The sequence below is a fragment of the Candidatus Kryptobacter tengchongensis genome (assembly GCF_001458555.1).
Classification (GTDB): Bacteria; Bacteroidota; Ignavibacteria; order Kryptoniales; family Kryptoniaceae; genus Kryptonium; species Kryptonium tengchongense.
In genome coordinates this window covers 1-17,711 of the sequence record NZ_CZVH01000030.1, presented here as the reverse complement: position 1 = coordinate 17,711, position 17,711 = coordinate 1, and the positions used below count along the sequence as shown (strand labels likewise).

The following is a 17,711-nucleotide window of genomic DNA, read 5'->3' as shown; positions in this document are numbered from 1 at the left end:
AATTCGTTTTTGAAAATTTCACTTTCATATCTATTCGTTTCGTTTTTATATGTGGTTTTAATTTCAAATTTTGTGCTTCTTGGATTGCTTTTTCTTGGAAGGGGGATCAAGATTGAAAGGCTCAAAAAATTTATTTTCCCACTGCAAATTTTTGCTGTCTTCGCTGTGTTTTTCATTTATCAAGCGCTTAACAAATACCTTACCTCTAATGAAAGCGATGGCATATTTACACTTCTGGACAGGAAATTTTCATTCATTGCGATTTTACCACAATTTGTTTTTCCAAAAATTTTTATCATATTGTCGGGCGTTGGTTATGAGAGTTTAAAGTTTTTTGAAATTATCGTGATTGGGTTTTTGATACTTCTAATAAGTCCTGTTTTCTTTCTGAAGCTTGAAAATCTCAAGAACATACTTGTTGGGTATAATTCGGGAAGAGGTGAAGGTGTGAGTTACTGGTTCATTGAAATTTTGAAAAAGTTTAAAAAATTATTCTTCAAAACGGGGTCAACATTTGCAATTTATGAGCTCGTTTATGTCTACTTAAGAAGGGACAGGTCTATCAGGGTCAAAATTTTATCAGCATTTGTTATATCAATTGCAATAGCCGTCTACCTTTTAACTTTAGATCGGGTTGGAAATCCAATTCTTGAACCAGCATCAAGGGCAAATGTTATGATGTTAATTTCACTTTTCTTTAATGTCATCGCTGGGATTACCGCTATACAAAATCATCGGGATTATGAAGCAAACTGGGTTTATAACTTCATCGGCATGGATGAAATTTATGAGACATTTCGCTCTGGTTTTATGGTTCTCTGGCATCATATTTTAATTCCATTGCTCGTTATTTTCTTCTTTACATATTTGATCAGGACGGGTGAGTTTTTATCCGTCTTTCTGCATATTTTCATAACGCTTTTGATCCTGAAGGTATTTTTTAATTTTGCCTTGCTTTTTTTCGTTAATTTGCCTTTAAGTCAGCCATATGAAAAGTTAAGTTCAGCCGAGAAGATATTTGCCCAGATTTTTGCATTGATAGCGGTTTTCATAGCTGTGATATTTGAGAAGGGAATCTATGGATTAGTTATAATCTCTAAAAGTTATTTTGTGCTTTTACCATTTTTAATTTTTCTTATGCTTGTTGAAAGATATAGTTTAAAAATTTTGAAACGAAAGGTAGGGAGGATTTTCAAATGTCAAATAAGCGGAGGGTGATAATTGGAGTATCGGGCGCAAGTGGTGGAATTTATGCGGTGAGGACGATAAGGGCATTTTTGATCCACGGTTTTGAAATTCATCTTATTGTTTCGGACTATGGAAATTTTGTTTTAAAGGATGAATGCGGGATTGATCTTAGGGCTGGGGAGCCAATGGAAATTTTTAGAAAGATGTTTGGTTCAGAGATTGAGAATGGCGAGATCGTAAAATACAATTTCAGAGATTTAAAAGCGAGGATTTCAAGTGGCTCTTTTGAAACGGATGGTATGATTGTGGTTCCCTGTTCTGTTAAGACGCTTTCTGGGATTGCAAATGGGACATCTTCAAATTTAATTGAGCGTTCCGCGGATGTTTGTTTGAAGGAAAATCGCCCTCTCGTTCTTGTTTTTCGTGAGACCCCGTTGAATTTAATTCACATTCAAAATATGCTTACACTTACTCAAGCTGGTGCTAAAATTCTTCCGGCTTCCCCAGCTTTCTATCATAAGCCAAGGACATTTGAAGAGCTTGCTGATTTCATAGCTGGGAAAGTTTTAACTCTTTTTGGAGTAAAACATAACCTTTACAAAAAATGGGGTGAGGAAGAATGAAAGTTTTATTCTTGTTAATTTTTTTGCAACAAATTTTTACTTCAACCATGCTCTCACAGGAAAGCGAAAGAAGGTATAGGGCAAGAGAATTGGGAATTGCGGTTGGGATCTTACCAACTGGAAAATATAATGCGATCACCGATGTTAAAGGGGTAAAAGTTGGACATAAAACGATAATCAAAGGTGATAGTATAAGGACGGGAGTTACGGTGATAATCCCGCATGAAGGTGATATATTTAAGGAAAAAGTTCCCTGCGCGTTTTATGCTGGAAATGCGTTTGGAAAATTTGTCGGCTCAACTCAAATTGAAGAGCTTGGGGAACTTGAAACACCAATTGCCCTTACTAACACACTTGCGGTGCCAAAGGTTGCGGATGCGTTAATTCAGTTTACACTTGAAAAATCCGGGATGGAGATCCGCTCCGTTAATCCCGTCGTTGGGGAAACAAATGATGGCTATCTTAACAAAATTCAAGATAGAGTTATCACATATCAAGATGTTCTTGATGCGATAAATTCTGCAAGTTCTGGAGAAGTTGAGGAAGGTTCGGTTGGAGCTGGGACTGGGACGATCGCGTTTGGCTGGAAAGGGGGGATAGGAACAGCTTCAAGGGTTTTACCCAAAAATCTTGGTGGATGGACGGTAGGAGTTCTCGTGCAAACAAATTTTGGTGGAATTTTAAGCATAAACGGAGCACCTGTTGGGCTTGAACTTGGCAAGTTTTATCTTAAAAATGAGCTTGAAAAAGCAGATGGCTCAATTATAATTGTGATCGCAACAGATGCTCCACTTATGCCAAATCAATTAAAACGACTTGCAAAAAGAGCAATGCTTGGACTTGCAAGGACTGGTTCCCCATCTACAAACGGAAGCGGTGATTATGTCATAGCTTTTTCTATAAATCCAGATTGTAGAATTAAATCAATAGAGGATTATCAACCGCAAACAATAAAAGTTTTGCCAAACTTTGCTCTTTCACCACTTTTTCAAGCTGTCGTAGAAGCAACAGAAGAAGCAATTTACAACTCAATTTTAAAAGCAACGACGATAACTGGATATATGGGCAGAAAGGTTGAGGCAATACCAATAGGTAAAGTTCTGGAAATCCTCAATAAATACAATGTCCTTAATTATGATAAAAAATTTAAAGCGAAATAAAAAATGGCTGAAAAAACAATCGCAATAATTGAAGATGACAAAGATATACTTGAACTTATAGCATTACACGCACAAAAAGCTGGTTTCAAAGCGAAAAAATTTGAAAATGCTGAATCTTTTCTCAGATATCTTTCAACTGATATCCCTGACCTTTTAATTCTTGATTTGATGTTGCCTGATATTGACGGGCTTGAGATTTGTAAGAAATTGCGAAGTGATCCTGCTACATCAAAATTACCGATAATAATTTTAACTGCAAAAATTGATGAAGTGGACAAAATAGTTGGGCTTGAACTTGGAGCAGATGATTATGTGACCAAACCGTTTTCTCCCCGTGAGCTTATGGCAAGGGTGAAAGCAGTCTTAAGAAGAACATCGGTAGGGGAACAAAAATCTGAAATTATTAAAGTAGGTGATATGCTTACGATTGATGTAAACAGGATGGAAGTTTATGTTGGGAATGAAAAAGTTGATCTTACCTTGACTGAATTCAAGATACTCAAATGTCTTGCTGAAAAACCTGGATGGGTTTTCTCACGGGAGCAGATCCTTAACTCTGTGTGGGGAAGCAGTAAATTCATATTTGATCGGACGATTGATGTTCATATAAAAAAGTTAAGAGATAAACTTGGTAAAGCGGGAAAGTTAATCAAAAGTGTTCGCGGGCTTGGATATAAAATTGAATCTGAGTGAAAAATGAAAAACATCAAAATTTATTTTTTCATATTTTTGATTTTGACAGTTGTGTTGCTTTTTATCAACCCCATCATTGGTATTGTTTGCGCGCTTTTATTTGGGCTCTGGTGTTTGAAAAACTTTATTAACCCATTGCAAAAAATCAATGATAAAATAAAAAACTTTTCCATCTTTAAGAAGTCATCAGCCGATGAGATAACTCTATGGGAAACGGAGAGGGAAATTGATAAGTTGCTGTTTGAATATGAGAATCTTTTGAAAACTCTTGAAGAAAAAGAAGAAAAATTTAAGTTTTTTCTTGAATCTTTACCAAATGCCATTTTGCTTGTTGATGATAACGGAAAGATAAAGTATTACAATGGTAAGTTTTTTGATCTTTTTTCAAAGATGGGCGTGTTAATTCAGACTGCTGAGAAAATCGGGGATGGAAAGTTTTACTGGGAAATAATTCGTGATTTTAATTTGATTGAGTTCATTAAATATGCAGTTGGGTATAGGGGTAAGTGGGATAATTTGAAACTTTCACGAGAGATTGAAATTTATGGGAAAACTTTTAATGTTAGCGCATTTAAAGGCAATGATGAGGAAGTGTTTATAATTTTTGACGATATAAGTTTGGCTAAAGAACTTGTTGAGATAAAAAGGGAACTTGTAGAGAATATCTCACATGAGTTGAAAACCCCACTTTCAAATATAAAAGGCTATATTGAAACGCTTGAGGAAGAACTTAAAAGAATAGGGAAAAAGTTTAAACAAATTAATGAGATTATAATTTACCTTGACCCCGTGAAAAGAAATACAGATAGATTGATAAGAATTATAAATGACCTTTTGATACTTTCGGAGGTTGAATATGGAGTAAAATTTGAGGAAGAAAAGATTGATTTTAAAAAGATCCTCAATGGAATTTTAAAGATGTATGAGAAAACTTTGAAGGATAAAAAATTATCTTGTGAACTTAACATATCAGATGAGCTCCCTGAATTTTATGCTGACCCATATAGAATTGAGCAAATGCTTTTCAATCTCGTGGATAACGCTGTAAAATATACCGACAAAGGTGGTATAAAGATCAGGATTGAACCATATAAACAGCATTCTGAAAGAAAACCAAACGCAATAAGGATAATCGTTGAAGATACGGGAATAGGTATCCCAAGGGAGCATATTCCAAGGATATTTGAAAGATTTTATGTTGTGGACAAGTCAAGGTCAAGGCAAAGTGGAGGAACGGGACTTGGGTTGTCAATTGTGAAGCATATTGTTTTGATGTATAATGGTAAAATAAATGTTGAAAGCAAGGTTGGCATTGGAACAAGGTTTGAAATTGTGCTCCCTGTTAAAAAGCAAGACAAAATTAAACCGAAAGAAATTAAAATTTGATTTAACGATTTCTTAATATTTCTTTAACAAAATTTTAACCTTTGAAAGTTAACTTTCGCATGAATAAAAAATATAAACACCTTAAACGGATGGATTTGAAAAAAATCTTCACTACGCTTACCTTATCTTTCCTACTAACATCTTTTCTAATTTCTCAAGACAGAGAGCTTCTTGGAGCGGGTGCTACATTTCCATATGTTCTCTATTCAAAAATGTTTGATGATTATTACAAAAAAACTGGGATAAAGGTTAATTATCAATCAATTGGTTCGGGCGGTGGAATAAGGCAGTTGAAGGAAAAAACCGTTGATTTTGGAGCTTCCGACGCTTTTCTTTCCGAGGCTCAACTTAGGGAGTTTGATTCACCAGTTATTCATATCCCAATTTGTCTTGGTGCTGTCGTGATAACCTATAATTTGCCTGGAAACCCAGAACTTAAATTAACTCCTGATGTCATAGCGGATATCTATCTTGGAAAAATTAAAAAATGGAATGATCCAAAGCTTGTATCTCTAAACCCTGATGTGAAATTGCCAAATATGAATATAACTGTAATTCATAGGTCTGATGGGAGCGGGACTACATTTGTTTTCGTTGATTATCTATCAAAAGTAAGTAAGGAGTGGGAAACCAAAGTTGGTCGTGGCACTTCAGTAGCATGGCCAGTTGGACTTGGTGGCAAAGGAAATGAAGGGGTTACAGGGCTTGTTAAACAAATCCCAGGGAGTATAGGATATGTTGAGTTAATCTATGCGAAACAAAATAAATTACCTGTAGCTTTGATTAAAAATAAAAAAGGAAAATTCATAAAACCAGAGTTATTTTCTATCACTTCTTCTGCGAAGGTAGATATTCCAAGTGACACAAGAGTATCAGTCACAGATACCGATGCCGAAGATGGCTATCCGATAAGTAGCTTCACTTGGATACTTATTTATAAAGAGCAAAATTATAAAAACAGATCTCTTGAGAGAGCTAAACAACTTGTAAAACTTTTATGGTGGATGATACATGAAGGGCAAGCGCATACAGAGCCACTTGATTATGCGAAGTTACCACCTGAAGTCGTTAAAAAGGCAGAAGCTTTAATCAAAACGATAACATATAATGGCAAGCCAGTTTATAAAGAGGTGGGAATTAAATAAAGATAAAATATTCAACTTAATTTTGGCTGTTTCAGCGGTTATTTTAATTATCCTTGGTGTTGGGTTTTTCTTGAGTTTATTTAACGCATCGCTTGTATCTTTGAAAAAATTTGGATTATCCTTTTTTACAGGTGTTATCTGGGATCCGGTTCAAGAGAAGTTTGGTGCATTGCCTTATATTTACGGAACGCTTGTGACATCTTTTATATCTCTTGCTATTTCTTTGCCATTTTCAATTGCGATAAGCATAGTCCTTGGTGAGTATTTTCAAAAAGGTTTTTTTGCTGAGATTTTAAGATATTTGACCGAGTTAATTGCTGGTGTCCCATCGGTTGTGCTTGGTTTTTGGGGGTTGTTTTTTCTTGTTCCATTGGTTCGGGAGTTTGAAATAAAAATTGGCGTTACTCCATATGGAGTTGGTATTTTAACAGCGTCAATAATTCTTGCTTTTATGATTTTACCTTATTCGGCTTCAATTGGGAAAGATGCGATGCGACTTGTCCCAAATGAGCTTAAAGAGGCAGCCTATGCACTTGGGGCAACACGCTGGGAAATGATAAAAAAAGTTATGCTTCCCTACGCAAGATCGGGAATAATTGCCGGGGTAATTTTATCACTTGGTCGCGCACTCGGTGAAACAATGGCTGTCACAATGGTAATCGGAAACTATCACGGGATTCCTGAGAATATATTTAGTCCCGGAAATACAATAGCAAGCGTCATAGCAAATGAATTTACAGAGGCAACCAGCGAGGTATATCTTTCAAGCTTGATGTATCTTGGCATGACCCTGTTTATAATAACTACGGTGGTAAATTTAATTGGCAGATTCATTTTGAAAAAATTACAACATTGAAAATGAAAAGTTATGTATTTTAGAATAATCAAAAGCAAAGCAATTTCAGTTTTATTAACTTTTATTGGACTTTTATCCACCATACCTTTTCTGCTTGTTCTTTACTTTATTTTGAAAAATGGGATATCTGTTATCAATTGGGAGTTTTTAACAACTCTTCCTAAGCCTGTTGGTGAACCCGGGGGCGGGATTTTAAATGCACTGGTCGGGACGATAATTTTAATTTTGATCGCTTTATTTCTCTCTGTTCCTTTGGGCATTATGGTTGGAATTTATCTTTCTGAACACCCTGAAGGTAAAATTGCGTTTTTCTCGCGACTTGTATCGGAAATTTTACAAGGGGTTCCGTCAATTGTAATTGGAATAATTGCTTATCTCTGGGTTGTTAAGCCAATGGGGCATTTTTCAGCTTTATCTGGAGGGGTTGCACTTGGAATAATGATGTTACCGCTTGTTATAAAATCAACAGAGGAAATTTTAAAGTTAATCCCTAATGAAATAAAAGAAGCTTCGCTTGCGCTTGGTGTGCCTTATTATAGAACAATTTTGAGGGTTATAATTCCAGCTGGTTTAAGTGGTATTTTAACGGGGATACTTGCTGGGGTTGCAAGAATAGCTGGGGAGACAGCTCCTTTGCTTTTCACAGCATTCGGGAATCCATTTTTAAATTTCAATATACTTAAACCAATAAGTGCAATGCCACTTCTAATTTTTACCTACGCAGTGAGTCCTTATGAAGATTGGTGGTCAAAAGCATGGGGGGCATCTTGTATTTTGGTTATTTTTGTCTTATCTTTAAATGTGATAACGAGATTGTTAAGCAAAAGATGATTTTATCTAAACTTTTTGGGATGAAAAACAAATTTTTTATAGAGAATGATTGATATAGTTTTGAGAACTGAAAATTTGACCGCTTCATACGACGAACATGTCGTTGTAAAAAATGTAAGTCTTTCCATAGTGAGGAATAGTATAACTGCGATCATGGGTCCTTCTGGATGCGGTAAAACCACACTTATTCGTTGCTTTAACAGAATGCATGAACTTTCACCCAAAGCAAGAGTTGAAGGGAAAGTTTATCTTATTGAAAATTCTTATAAGAGGGAAGAAATTGACATATATTCAATTGATCCAATGCTTGTGAGAAGAAAAATTGGAATGGTTTTTCAAAGACCTAATCCCTTCCCGACAATGACAATATATGAGAATGTGATAGCTGGATATATTCTAAATGGGATAAAACTTAAGAAAAGTGAAGCTGATGAAATAGTTGAAGAAACTTTGAAAAAGGTTTCGCTTTGGGATGAAGTGAAAGACCGACTCAATAAGAGGGGGACTTTTTTATCAGGTGGACAACAACAGCGTCTTTGCATCGCAAGAGCACTGGCAATGAAACCAGATATCATTCTACTTGATGAGCCAACCTCAGCGCTTGATCCAGTTGCAACAATGAGAATTGAGGAATTGATTGAGCAATTGAAAGATACCGTAACGATAGTTATAGTTACCCATAATGTCGGGCAAGCTGGAAGAATTTCAGATTATGTTGCATTTATGTATCTTGGAGAGCTAATTGAGTATGGTCCAACGGATATTGTATTTACAAGACCATCCCATGAGAAAACAGAGGAGTTTCTCGCAGGTAAAATTGGATAAATTAATTTATAGGTGAACTTTATGTTTTATGAAAAATTAAATAAACTTAAAGAAAAAATCATTGAACAGGGAAATCTTGTTGAAAGCATGATTGAGAAAAGCATCAGAGGGCTTTTAAACAAGGATAGACAGCTTCTTCTTGAAGTGATTCAAGTTGATGAGCCAAGATCCAACGAAAATGAAATTGAAATAGATGAAATGTGTGTTAATTTAATCGCAAGATTTCAACCGGAGGCTCGCGATTTGAGAACTGTTATAATGATTTTAAAAATGAATAACGATCTTGAGCGAATTGGAGATATGGCTGAAAATATAGCTGATAGTGCTCTTTTTCTGATTGAAAGACCGCAAGTTAAACCCTTGATTGATCTACCAAAGATGGCAGAAGAAACAATTAGGATGCTTAAAGATAGCATTGATGCCTTTATAAAAAATGATTCAAATCTTGCGAAAAACGTTTGTGAAAGGGACGATATAGTTGACGCTTACCGAGACCAGATTCTGCGGGAGTTAATTACATATATGATCTCTGACCCAACGACAATTGAAAGGGCAATTCATATTGAAAGGATATCAAGGAATCTTGAGAGAATTGCGGATCTTGCTACAAATATAGGAGAGGATGTCGTTTATATAGTTGAAGGAAAGGTTATAAAGCATGGCAGATATAAAGAGGCAGAAGGTGGAGCATAAGATTGTTTGATAACCTTTTTAACTCACCCCCTTTAATTCCCCCTCTCTAAATTTTTAGAGAGGGGGATAGGGGGTGAGTCAATTTTTCAACTCGCCCCTTTTTAATTTTTCCCCACTCTAATTTTAAGAGAAGAGGTTGGGAGGTAAGTCAATTTTTCAACTCACCCCCTTTAATTCCCCCTCTCTAATTTTTAGAGAGGGGGATGGGGGGTGAGTCAATTTTTCAACTCGCCTCCCTTTTCATTTCCACTCCCTCTAAAATTATAGAGAGGGGGGTAGGGGGTGAGTTAATTTTGAAAAGATCGCCACGCTTCTGCTCGTCCCAGGGGGCATCCCTAAAGTCCAAAGGTTCTATGAGCTCCTTAGGACCTTTAGGGCTTAGCGACAATGACAGTTGAGAAGCTATCATTTACGGTGTTTTCAATTGCTCAATTGTCTTTCCATCGTAAAGTGCAATCCCATGAATAAGTGCATAAATGTAATTTGCAAGATGCCACCTTTCTTCATCGGTCAAAACTTCTTTATACGAAGGCATCGGGCTTCCATTTAAACCAGTTGTGAAAACGAGGTAAATTTCCTCAACTGTTGTAGCTCTTTTAACTTCATTTGGGTTTGTTAAATCCGGAATCAATATCTTATTTCCCCAATCATCTTTAAAGCCGTGTTTTGCTGCGGGACCATCGCCCTTGCCACTTACACCATGGCATTCCCAGCATTTCATTCTGAGGTAAATTTCTCTCCCTTTAGCTACGCTCTCTGGTGAAAGTGGTATTTGATTCGCAGGCTCAATTATTTTCAAAGGATATTCATTTGGGTTTGAAAATCTTTCCGAAAATGTTTTGATGTACTCCATCACTGCAAATCTATCTTCTGGGGAAAGATTAGTAAATGATGGCATCGCTGTATTATGGAAGCCAAGTGAGATTGATTCATACAAATCCGAGTCTGTTGGCAGGTTTCCACTTTCAGTTGATCTAAACTTATACACACCTGTTGTGAAATTCCTTGGTTTAACAAAAATTGTAGAACTTACAACCCCATCTCCTTTTCCGTCCTTTCCGTGGCATGGCGCACAGACGTAATTAAAAACTTTTTTACCTTGCTCTATAACATCTTTTGAGGGTCTATTCGGTTGATCATTTCCTGTAAAGCCGTATATGAAAACCCCAAGTATAAACAGAACTGAAAATAACTTTATCTTCATTTGAAACCTCCGTTTTTTGGTTTAAAATTTCATTTTAAAATAGTAAATGAGTCATCAGCATGAACTTGTTCGTTTTCATTTCCCCTTCTTTAGAATTTATAAACTCGCCAGTTAGAAAAACATTCGGAGCAAGATGATATCTTAAACCAATTGAAAATTGATTTGTTTTGACATCCTCAGCTTTTTTAAAATCATATCTTGTAAAGCCTACAAGCTTCTCTGGAAGTATAAAGATATTCGCTCCTATGAATCCACCATTCATTTTTAATTCTTGACCTGCAACTTTATCAGTGGCTGTTAAATACTGGAAATAAACATTTACTTTTTTAGCCCATGGATCATAAATTTCGGCATCAAAACCAAATCGGTTGAAATTATTTTCCTCTACACTTCCCTTCATTTTACCAAGATAGTAAAGTATACCTGCTCTAAACGGTGCATTATTTAACCATATACTTTGATTTAATCTGACATACAAATCAGGGGTGTTATCTATATCCTCACTTACATTTGTTCCATTTACAATTGCAACTTCATATCTTAACCCATCAAGAACCTGTGGGAGAAAACCGTAAACTGAAACCCCGATCTGTGGTTTAGCGAGTGAAAATTCAGCCTCAACTTGATTATCTGCTTTAACTTCTGAAATATGCTCATAAACAAGATATCCAGCTTCGCTCAATGCGAGATTAACAGGGTAGGGAAGGTCAAGTCGGAAGGAGCCAAATTTTAAGTTCAAGTTGCTCATTGGTAAGATATTGTTATAAATTACATGGACAACTTCAACTGCTGCTTCATAACCGCCACCTTCAGCGGGATCAACGACAACAGCAGCAAAATAAGATAAATGCTTTCCGAGCGTTCCTGCTGTAAATATATCAGCACCTGTTCGCTCAAATGTAAATGTTGATTTCTTTGTCCCTTCCGCTTCTTCTCTCGTCCACGAAAAAACTGAGCGGAGCATCGCTGCAAATGGAAGTTGATTTGACATCCAGATAGGCGTTGATTCAACGGTGCCGGGAAGTTGATAACCATTTGATTGGAATCTTCGTCCGAACTCATTCAACATCGGTGGTGATGTATGACATGTGAAACAAGAGCGATTATACTTTCGTGCGAAAAGCGGGATACCGGTGGCAATCTCACTTAACATGAAAAGAAATAACAAAGCAAGCAAAGGATAAAACAATTTAGAATTGCGAAGCATTTTTAACCTCCATTTTATTTTTTGTTTTTGGGGTTAGATAAAAAATTGAAAGAGTTACTGCAAGTGTTAAAAGAGCGGGGATAAATAATATAACTGTTCCGAATCCTATCTTTACATTTCCGGTTTCAGGGTCGTAATTTAAACATTTGAAAGCAACGTTTCTCTGAGTCCCATAGAACGGCACAAATTCGCCCTTAATTTCCTGAACTACCTCGCGCAGTTTTACAAGGGTTATATTGCCCCCAACTAAAATCCTTACTATCTTGCCTTGTCTTATTCCAACAACAATTCCTGGATGATCATACTGTCCTGTTGAGTCAACCCACTTATACCAAAATCCTATCTCCTTTGATAATTTTTTAATTTCATCTTTTTCAGCAAAAATCCCAAATATCCAATTTTCATTCTCACCAAGTTCAAACCCCTCCTCTTTTAAAACTTTCATATCCTCTTGTGTATCAGCAGTATCAAAGCTTAAAACAACGATATAAAAATTCTTATTTTCCTTTATTTTGTCAACTGAGAATTTCAAAGATGAAATAAGGGGTGAGCAAATTCCAGCACAGCGGGAGAAAATCAAGGTGAGAAGAATAGGTTTTTCATGCCAAATTTTTGATAAAGAAGTAATTTTGCCGTTGGAATCTACAAGTTTAACATCTGATATGTCTTTATACAGGTATCTTTCCTCTGAGGGAAACAGATTATTTATTTCAGATGAATCCTGCGCCAGGGCGGTTTGCCCCAGCGCCAGTAAAATTACTAAAATGATCTTGCCCATCTTCTTATCGTTTGAATTAGGTATAAGAGTAAGCCAATCGTTAATATACTGACAAAAACAATACTTATTTGAGCTATTGTCACCCCGGCTGAAAAAGTAGATGGATAAAGCGCATATCTTCTTGGGACAAACAATGCTCCACCTGTGTAAAACATGCTTAAGAAACCGTAACCTCCTATTAAAATTAACCAGAGGGTTAACCTTGCAAGTTTTGAGTTATCAGGAATTTTTGAATGTTCCTGTGAAAAGTGATATATAAATCCAAGAATCATAAGCACAACCCCCATCAGGAAGTATGTATGAAAATGTGCCGGGACCCAGAGCGTATTATGAAACCTAAAATTAACAGCAATTGAAGAATCAATCACAGCTGCAACTCCCCCAACAGCCCAGCCCATAGTCCCAAGAAATACCAATGAAGATCCAAGCGTCCAGTTAACCTTTGTCCTGTAAATCATTGCAAGAGCGCTGAAAATTGTCACCACCGCAGCTGGAACTGAAATAAAATACGAAGCAAATTGACCTATTATTTGGAAAGCTTTTGGTTGAACGAAATCCATATACAAATGATGGAAGTAAGCAAAAAGAACAAGGAATAGAACTGTGTTCCAGGCAAAGGCGACAAGTTTATTTGTCTTCCACGGTCTCTGCGTATATTGAGGCAATACTTCATAAAGGATTGCGACGCCAAGATACATTGTGATATTTACAAGCACATGCCCAAAGTAAAAGACAAGATTTTTCATAAGCAGCGGATCAGCTGGTGTGCCGGAAACCCTATCAAATAAAAACAGTAAAAGCAACGCAACAGCTGCCAGAAATCCAGTTATAGCAGCGATACACGAAACTGTGACAATTAAAATAATTGGTGGGGTTTCCGGTTCAACTTTACCAGCAAGATAATGCCATGCAAGCGCCTGATTAAGTGAATATCTTTGAGCTATCGCTCTTAAAACATCTATCACCCAGACAGTCCACGCAATTCCAAGAATTCCAAGCCCAATGAGATAAAAGTCGGTTGCCCAATTAGGCCAGATTTCGGCTGATTTGTAAGGCAATGGATAAAGAAAATACCAACCGGCTCCAAACTTGCCACCGATTGTTGAAATTATAATTAACGCAACACCTACAAGCGTCAGTGCAAACGAAAACCAAGAAACAGCTGTATTTGGCTTTACATATTTTGAAAGAAGATATATAACAGCTGTCATCCCTTCAACATACCACAATCCAACCATCCCCACGCCGTGAAGAGTTAAAATTGAATAAAACCATTCTGGTGGGAATGCTGGGAAGATATTGCTCTGAACAAACCGCATCAGAAAACCAAGCAATCCAAGAATTGGGAATAGAACAAAAGTTAACCCAGTCCATATAAGAGTTAATTTTTTCACCTTCGCCTCTATCTCAATTGCTTCCGCTTTTATTGCTACCTCTGTCATTTTAAACCCCCATTTTTAATTTGGAATTTTTGAACTAAAACTCCTCGTTTCAACAACTTCAATTATACCTTTCATCGCATGATGTGAGTTTCCACAGAGTTCCATACAATAAGCAGTGTAAAATCCGGGTTGATCAAATTTTATAAACAAGCGATTGACATATCCTGGCATTGCCTGTGTCTGTCCGAGAAGTTTTCCGTTCTCATCATAGAGGCTGAACCCGTGATTTACATCTAAACTTGTAACTCTAAATTCAATCCATTTATCCGAAGGCACCTGAACTGGCTCGGCTTCTGTTCTTTCTTTCCATCTTTCTTCAGTTTCAATTGGTTGAGTATCAAAGGCAAATGAAAACTGTTTTCCGACGACATAAACAACTGCATCTGGAAATTGCCCACTTGATGGATAAGGAACTTTAGGGAGAGTGAGCACAAGCCCGGCGATCAATAAAAGCAAAATAAGAAAAAAGAAGGGAACACGAAGTTTCGTGACAACTTTATAATAATCCGCCCCCTCGGCTGGTCTTCTGGTTGAGTTGAAAAAATATGCGTAAACCCCAAAAATAACGATGGAAAAAATGATGAAAATTAGCACGGCAATTAAATTTATCACCGCCATAGCAACCTCCGTTTTTGTTCCTATGTAAAAGAAACTATTTTTTTCGGAAGGTGCTAATTTGAAGGTTATTTTTATTCTTTAAAAGTATGTTCGTTTAAATTAAGACAGATTTTGTCTTAATTTAAAACTTTCTAATTTAAAAGTCAAGTTTTAAGTCCGGTTGAGATGAAATCAAACTATTTTGCATAATTTCGGAGTGAAGGATAAATTTAAAATTGATATTTAAAAATTTAAATCGCATGTAAATGTTTGCTTCTGTTTTATACATTCAACTTACGCTTGAGAACGGGCAAAGGGTCGTAAGGGATAGGGCGTTGTTAAGAGCCGTAAGGGGAAGTTTTTTTATTGATTCAGTTCAAGCGGATATTATCAAAATTTTGCTTCGCCAGAGTGAGGATACTAAATTGAGCGATGATAAATTCGCAATTTTTATTTTTAAAAAAGAAGAAGAAATTGATTTACCCAAAAGGTTTCTTGTTGAAATCGGAGATGTGATTTTGGATATTGAGAAAATTAAACCATTTGAGTTCTATGTCAAGGATATTTTGAGAGGTGGTTTTATAAAGGCGGGGAACGAGGTAAAAATTGTTAAGTTTTGAAATTTGTTTAAGGATTGTTATATTTAAAACCGAATTTTTAAAAACAAATTAAAGGAGATGCATTATGATAAAAGTTGGAGATCAAGCACCAGACTTTACTCTTAAAGGGCATGACGATAAAGAATATAAATTAAGTGATTTCAGGGGTAAGAATGTAGTCCTTGTTTTTTATCCGCTTGACTTTAGCCCCGTGTGCACAAATGAACATGCTTGCTTTGTTGATGCTTTGAAAATTTTTGAAGCATTGAACGCTCAAATTTTCGGGATAAGTGTTGATAGCACATGGACACATAAAGCGTTTGCGGAGAAAATGAAGATAAGTTATCCGCTGCTTGCGGATTTCCATCCAAAGGGTGAGGTTGGAAGAAAATATGGCGTTTACCTTGAGGATAAAGGAATTCACAATCGTGTGACGGTCGTTGTTGATAAGGAAGGGATCGTCCGCTATGTTGAAGAACATGGCATCCCAAATGTTCCAGATGTTAATAAAATAGCAAAGGTACTTGAGGAATTAAAGTGAAATTTCTAAGGGCGTGCGAAAGCACGCCTTTTCATTTTAAATTGAATTTAAAGCCTGCTCAAAATCCCATAATAAATCCTCTATATTTTCAATTCCAACCGAAATCCGAACCATTGACTCGGTAATTCCGGCTTTTTCAAGTTCATCTTTACTCATTTTTATATGTGAGGTTAAAACTGGTATGCTCACAAGCGTTTCAACGCTTCCAAGACTTGTTGCGTTAAGTGCAACTTTTAGCGAATCGCAGAATTTTTTTGCATCTTCTAATCCCCCATTTAACTCAAATGAAAGCATACCGCCGAATCCCCTCATCTGTTTCTTTGCGATCTCATGTTCTGGATGTGAAGCAAGCCCGGGGTAGAAAACTCTTCTAACTTTTTTATGATTGGATAAAAATTGTGCAATTTTCAATGCGTTTTCATTTTGTTTTTCAACTCTTAATTCAAGTGTTTTCAAACTTCGCCCAAGTAAAAATACTTGATGCGGGTCGGGATTTCCGCCAAGCGTGTTTTTAGTTTTTCTTATTTTTTCAATTTTGAATTTGTCGGAGATCGCACATCCAAGTATAAGATCACTATGCCCTGAAAGATATTTGGTTGCGCTGTGTATTATTATATCAACCCCGAAATCAGCTGGATTTTGATTAACCGGGGTTGCGAATGTGTTATCTATAACCGTCAAGATATTATTCTTTCTGGCAAAGTTTACAAGTTTTTCAATATCAACAATTCTCGTGGTTGGATTTACGGGTGTTTCAAAGTAAATCAATTTCGTTTTATCTGTGATGAAATTTTCAATTTTATCAATATCTTCCAGATCAACGAAATTAACTTTAACTCCGAACTTTGGGAGATAATCTCTGAAAAATCTATATGTCATCCCGTAGATTGAGCTTAAAGATATGATTTCATCTCCAGCTTCAATGAAACTTAAAACGGTGGATGTGATTGCGGACATCCCTGATGAAAATAAAACTGCATCTTCACAATTTTCAATTAACGCTAATTTCTTCTCAACTTCACGAACCGTTGGATTACCATATCGTGAATAGATGTAAAAGTCGGATTCTTCATTAATAAATTTTTGATAATCGTCCGATCTTTCAACTGAAAATGTTGAGGTTTGGTATATTGGATAAACCACGGAATGAAATGTTTGATCTTTCATTTCGCCGTGAATTGCAAGGGTAGAAAGTCCAAATTTTTTGTTTTTTGATTTATTGTTCATTGTCTTTCTTTTTATTTATTTTTTTTGAGATGCTGTCATCTTCTAAACTAACTCTCTTAAATTCCCTCTCTAATTTTAAAGAGGGAGTTGGTGGGTGAGTTTATTAACTCACCCTCTTTTCATTTCCCCCCTCTCTATTTTATAGAGAGGGGGTTAGAGGATGAGTCAGTTTTTCAACTCACCCCCTTTTCATTTGCCCCCTCTCTATTTATAGAGAAGGGGTTAGGGGGTGAGTCAATTTTTCATCTTTTCGTTGTTCTATGTTTCTGTAAAATTGCTACGCTTATTTCTAACTCACCCCCTTTAGTTCCCCCTCTCTATTTTACAGAGAGGGGGTTAGAGGATGAGTCAGTTTTTCAACTCACCCTCTTTGCATTTTCTCCCTCTCTAAATTTTAGAGAGGGGGTCAGGGGTGAGTTAATTTATTAATTCACCTCTTTAGTTCTCCTCTCTAAAATTGTAGAGAGGGAACAGGAGTTGAATTATTGCATGGTGCAAAGCGATGAAGTCGCAAAGTAATTATGTCGGGGGAATTTTTATTTTTTTACTCACCCCCTTTAAGTTCCCCCTCTCTACAGTTGTAGAGAGGGGGTTAGAGGGTGGGTCAATTCATCAACTTACTACCTTAGTTCTCCCTCTCTATTTATAGAGAGGGGGTTAGGGGGTGAGTCAGTTTTTCATCATTTCTCCAAATATAATGCTACTCTCAATGTTCG

Annotated in this window: 18 protein-coding genes; 12 read left to right on the top strand and 6 right to left on the bottom strand. The window is 36.4% G+C overall.

Annotated elements, in window-relative coordinates:
• The 10 genes from AT685_RS08365 to phoU all read left to right on the top strand — a co-directional run.
• Positions 1-1,218 (top strand): hypothetical protein (locus AT685_RS08365; RefSeq protein WP_159420464.1); only part of this gene is annotated, 1,218 nt, incomplete at its 5' end.
• Entirely contained in the window at positions 1,197-1,811 is a 615-nt protein-coding gene (locus AT685_RS02795) for a UbiX family flavin prenyltransferase (protein ID WP_072151462.1), read from the top strand. The genes AT685_RS08365 and AT685_RS02795, both read left to right, overlap by 22 nt.
• Positions 1,808-2,971 (top strand): DmpA family aminopeptidase, encoded by a 1,164-nt coding sequence (locus tag AT685_RS02790; RefSeq protein ID WP_072151461.1) that lies wholly within the window; start codon positions 1,808-1,810, stop codon positions 2,969-2,971. The genes AT685_RS02795 and AT685_RS02790 overlap by 4 nt, the downstream gene beginning before the upstream one ends.
• A 3-nt stretch (positions 2,972-2,974) precedes the next feature.
• A complete protein-coding gene (locus tag AT685_RS02785; RefSeq protein WP_072151460.1) occupies positions 2,975-3,664 on the top strand; it encodes a response regulator in 690 nt (229 codons plus the stop codon).
• A 114-nt stretch (positions 3,665-3,778) separates the two neighbouring features.
• Positions 3,779-5,050 carry a sensor histidine kinase gene (locus AT685_RS02780; RefSeq protein WP_159420463.1) on the top strand — a complete coding sequence of 424 codons (1,272 nt, stop codon included), beginning with the start codon at positions 3,779-3,781 and terminating at the stop codon, positions 5,048-5,050.
• Between the two features lie 89 nt (positions 5,051-5,139).
• A complete protein-coding gene (pstS, locus tag AT685_RS02775) occupies positions 5,140-6,195 on the top strand; it encodes a phosphate ABC transporter substrate-binding protein PstS (RefSeq protein WP_143713090.1) in 1,056 nt (351 codons plus the stop codon).
• Positions 6,158-7,051: a phosphate ABC transporter permease subunit PstC gene (pstC, locus tag AT685_RS02770; protein WP_072149667.1), complete on the top strand. Its 894-nt coding sequence runs from the start codon at positions 6,158-6,160 to the stop codon at positions 7,049-7,051. Before pstS ends, pstC begins: the two co-directional genes overlap by 38 nt.
• Positions 7,052-7,063: 12 nt before the next feature.
• Complete coding sequence (gene pstA, locus AT685_RS02765; RefSeq protein WP_072151458.1) at positions 7,064-7,882, top strand: phosphate ABC transporter permease PstA; 819 nt, start codon at positions 7,064-7,066, stop codon at positions 7,880-7,882.
• Positions 7,883-7,927: 45 nt separating this feature from the next.
• Positions 7,928-8,707 carry a phosphate ABC transporter ATP-binding protein PstB gene (gene pstB / locus AT685_RS02760; protein WP_081040552.1) on the top strand — a complete coding sequence of 260 codons (780 nt, stop codon included), beginning with the start codon at positions 7,928-7,930 and terminating at the stop codon, positions 8,705-8,707.
• Between the two features lie 21 nt (positions 8,708-8,728).
• Positions 8,729-9,400: a phosphate signaling complex protein PhoU gene (gene phoU, locus AT685_RS02755; protein ID WP_072149665.1), complete on the top strand. Its 672-nt coding sequence runs from the start codon at positions 8,729-8,731 to the stop codon at positions 9,398-9,400.
• Between the two features lie 409 nt (positions 9,401-9,809).
• Here phoU and AT685_RS02745 read toward each other — a convergent pair whose 3' ends face one another.
• The 5 genes from AT685_RS02745 to AT685_RS02725 are packed head-to-tail and all read right to left on the bottom strand — an operon-like array spanning position 9,810 to position 14,649.
• Positions 9,810-10,604 carry a c-type cytochrome gene (locus tag AT685_RS02745; protein ID WP_072151456.1) on the bottom strand — a complete coding sequence of 265 codons (795 nt, stop codon included), beginning with the start codon at positions 10,602-10,604 and terminating at the stop codon, positions 9,810-9,812.
• Between the two features lie 34 nt (positions 10,605-10,638).
• A complete protein-coding gene (locus AT685_RS02740) occupies positions 10,639-11,811 on the bottom strand; it encodes a hypothetical protein (RefSeq protein ID WP_143713089.1) in 1,173 nt (390 codons plus the stop codon).
• Complete coding sequence (locus tag AT685_RS02735) at positions 11,795-12,589, bottom strand: SCO family protein (RefSeq protein ID WP_072151454.1); 795 nt, start codon at positions 12,587-12,589, stop codon at positions 11,795-11,797. The genes AT685_RS02740 and AT685_RS02735 overlap by 17 nt, the downstream gene beginning before the upstream one ends.
• Positions 12,571-14,031, bottom strand: coding sequence for a cbb3-type cytochrome c oxidase subunit I (locus AT685_RS02730; RefSeq protein ID WP_072151453.1), 1,461 nt, complete (start codon positions 14,029-14,031; stop codon positions 12,571-12,573). The genes AT685_RS02735 and AT685_RS02730 overlap by 19 nt, the downstream gene beginning before the upstream one ends.
• A gap of 15 nt (positions 14,032-14,046) precedes the next feature.
• Positions 14,047-14,649: a cupredoxin domain-containing protein gene (locus tag AT685_RS02725; RefSeq protein ID WP_072151452.1), complete on the bottom strand. Its 603-nt coding sequence runs from the start codon at positions 14,647-14,649 to the stop codon at positions 14,047-14,049.
• A 245-nt stretch (positions 14,650-14,894) separates the two neighbouring features.
• Between AT685_RS02725 and AT685_RS02720 the strand changes: the two genes are divergently transcribed.
• On the top strand, positions 14,895-15,248 hold the full coding sequence (locus tag AT685_RS02720) for a hypothetical protein (RefSeq protein ID WP_072151451.1): 354 nt from the start codon (positions 14,895-14,897) through the stop codon (positions 15,246-15,248).
• A 64-nt stretch (positions 15,249-15,312) separates the two neighbouring features.
• The gene (locus tag AT685_RS02715; RefSeq protein ID WP_234696221.1) at positions 15,313-15,768 is read left to right on the top strand and encodes a peroxiredoxin; all 456 of its coding nucleotides are present in this window, start codon (positions 15,313-15,315) and stop codon (positions 15,766-15,768) included.
• 36 nt (positions 15,769-15,804) lie between these two features.
• Here AT685_RS02715 and AT685_RS02710 read toward each other — a convergent pair whose 3' ends face one another.
• Entirely contained in the window at positions 15,805-16,995 is a 1,191-nt protein-coding gene (locus AT685_RS02710; protein ID WP_072151450.1) for a trans-sulfuration enzyme family protein, read from the bottom strand.
• Positions 16,996-17,711 lie beyond the last annotated feature (716 nt).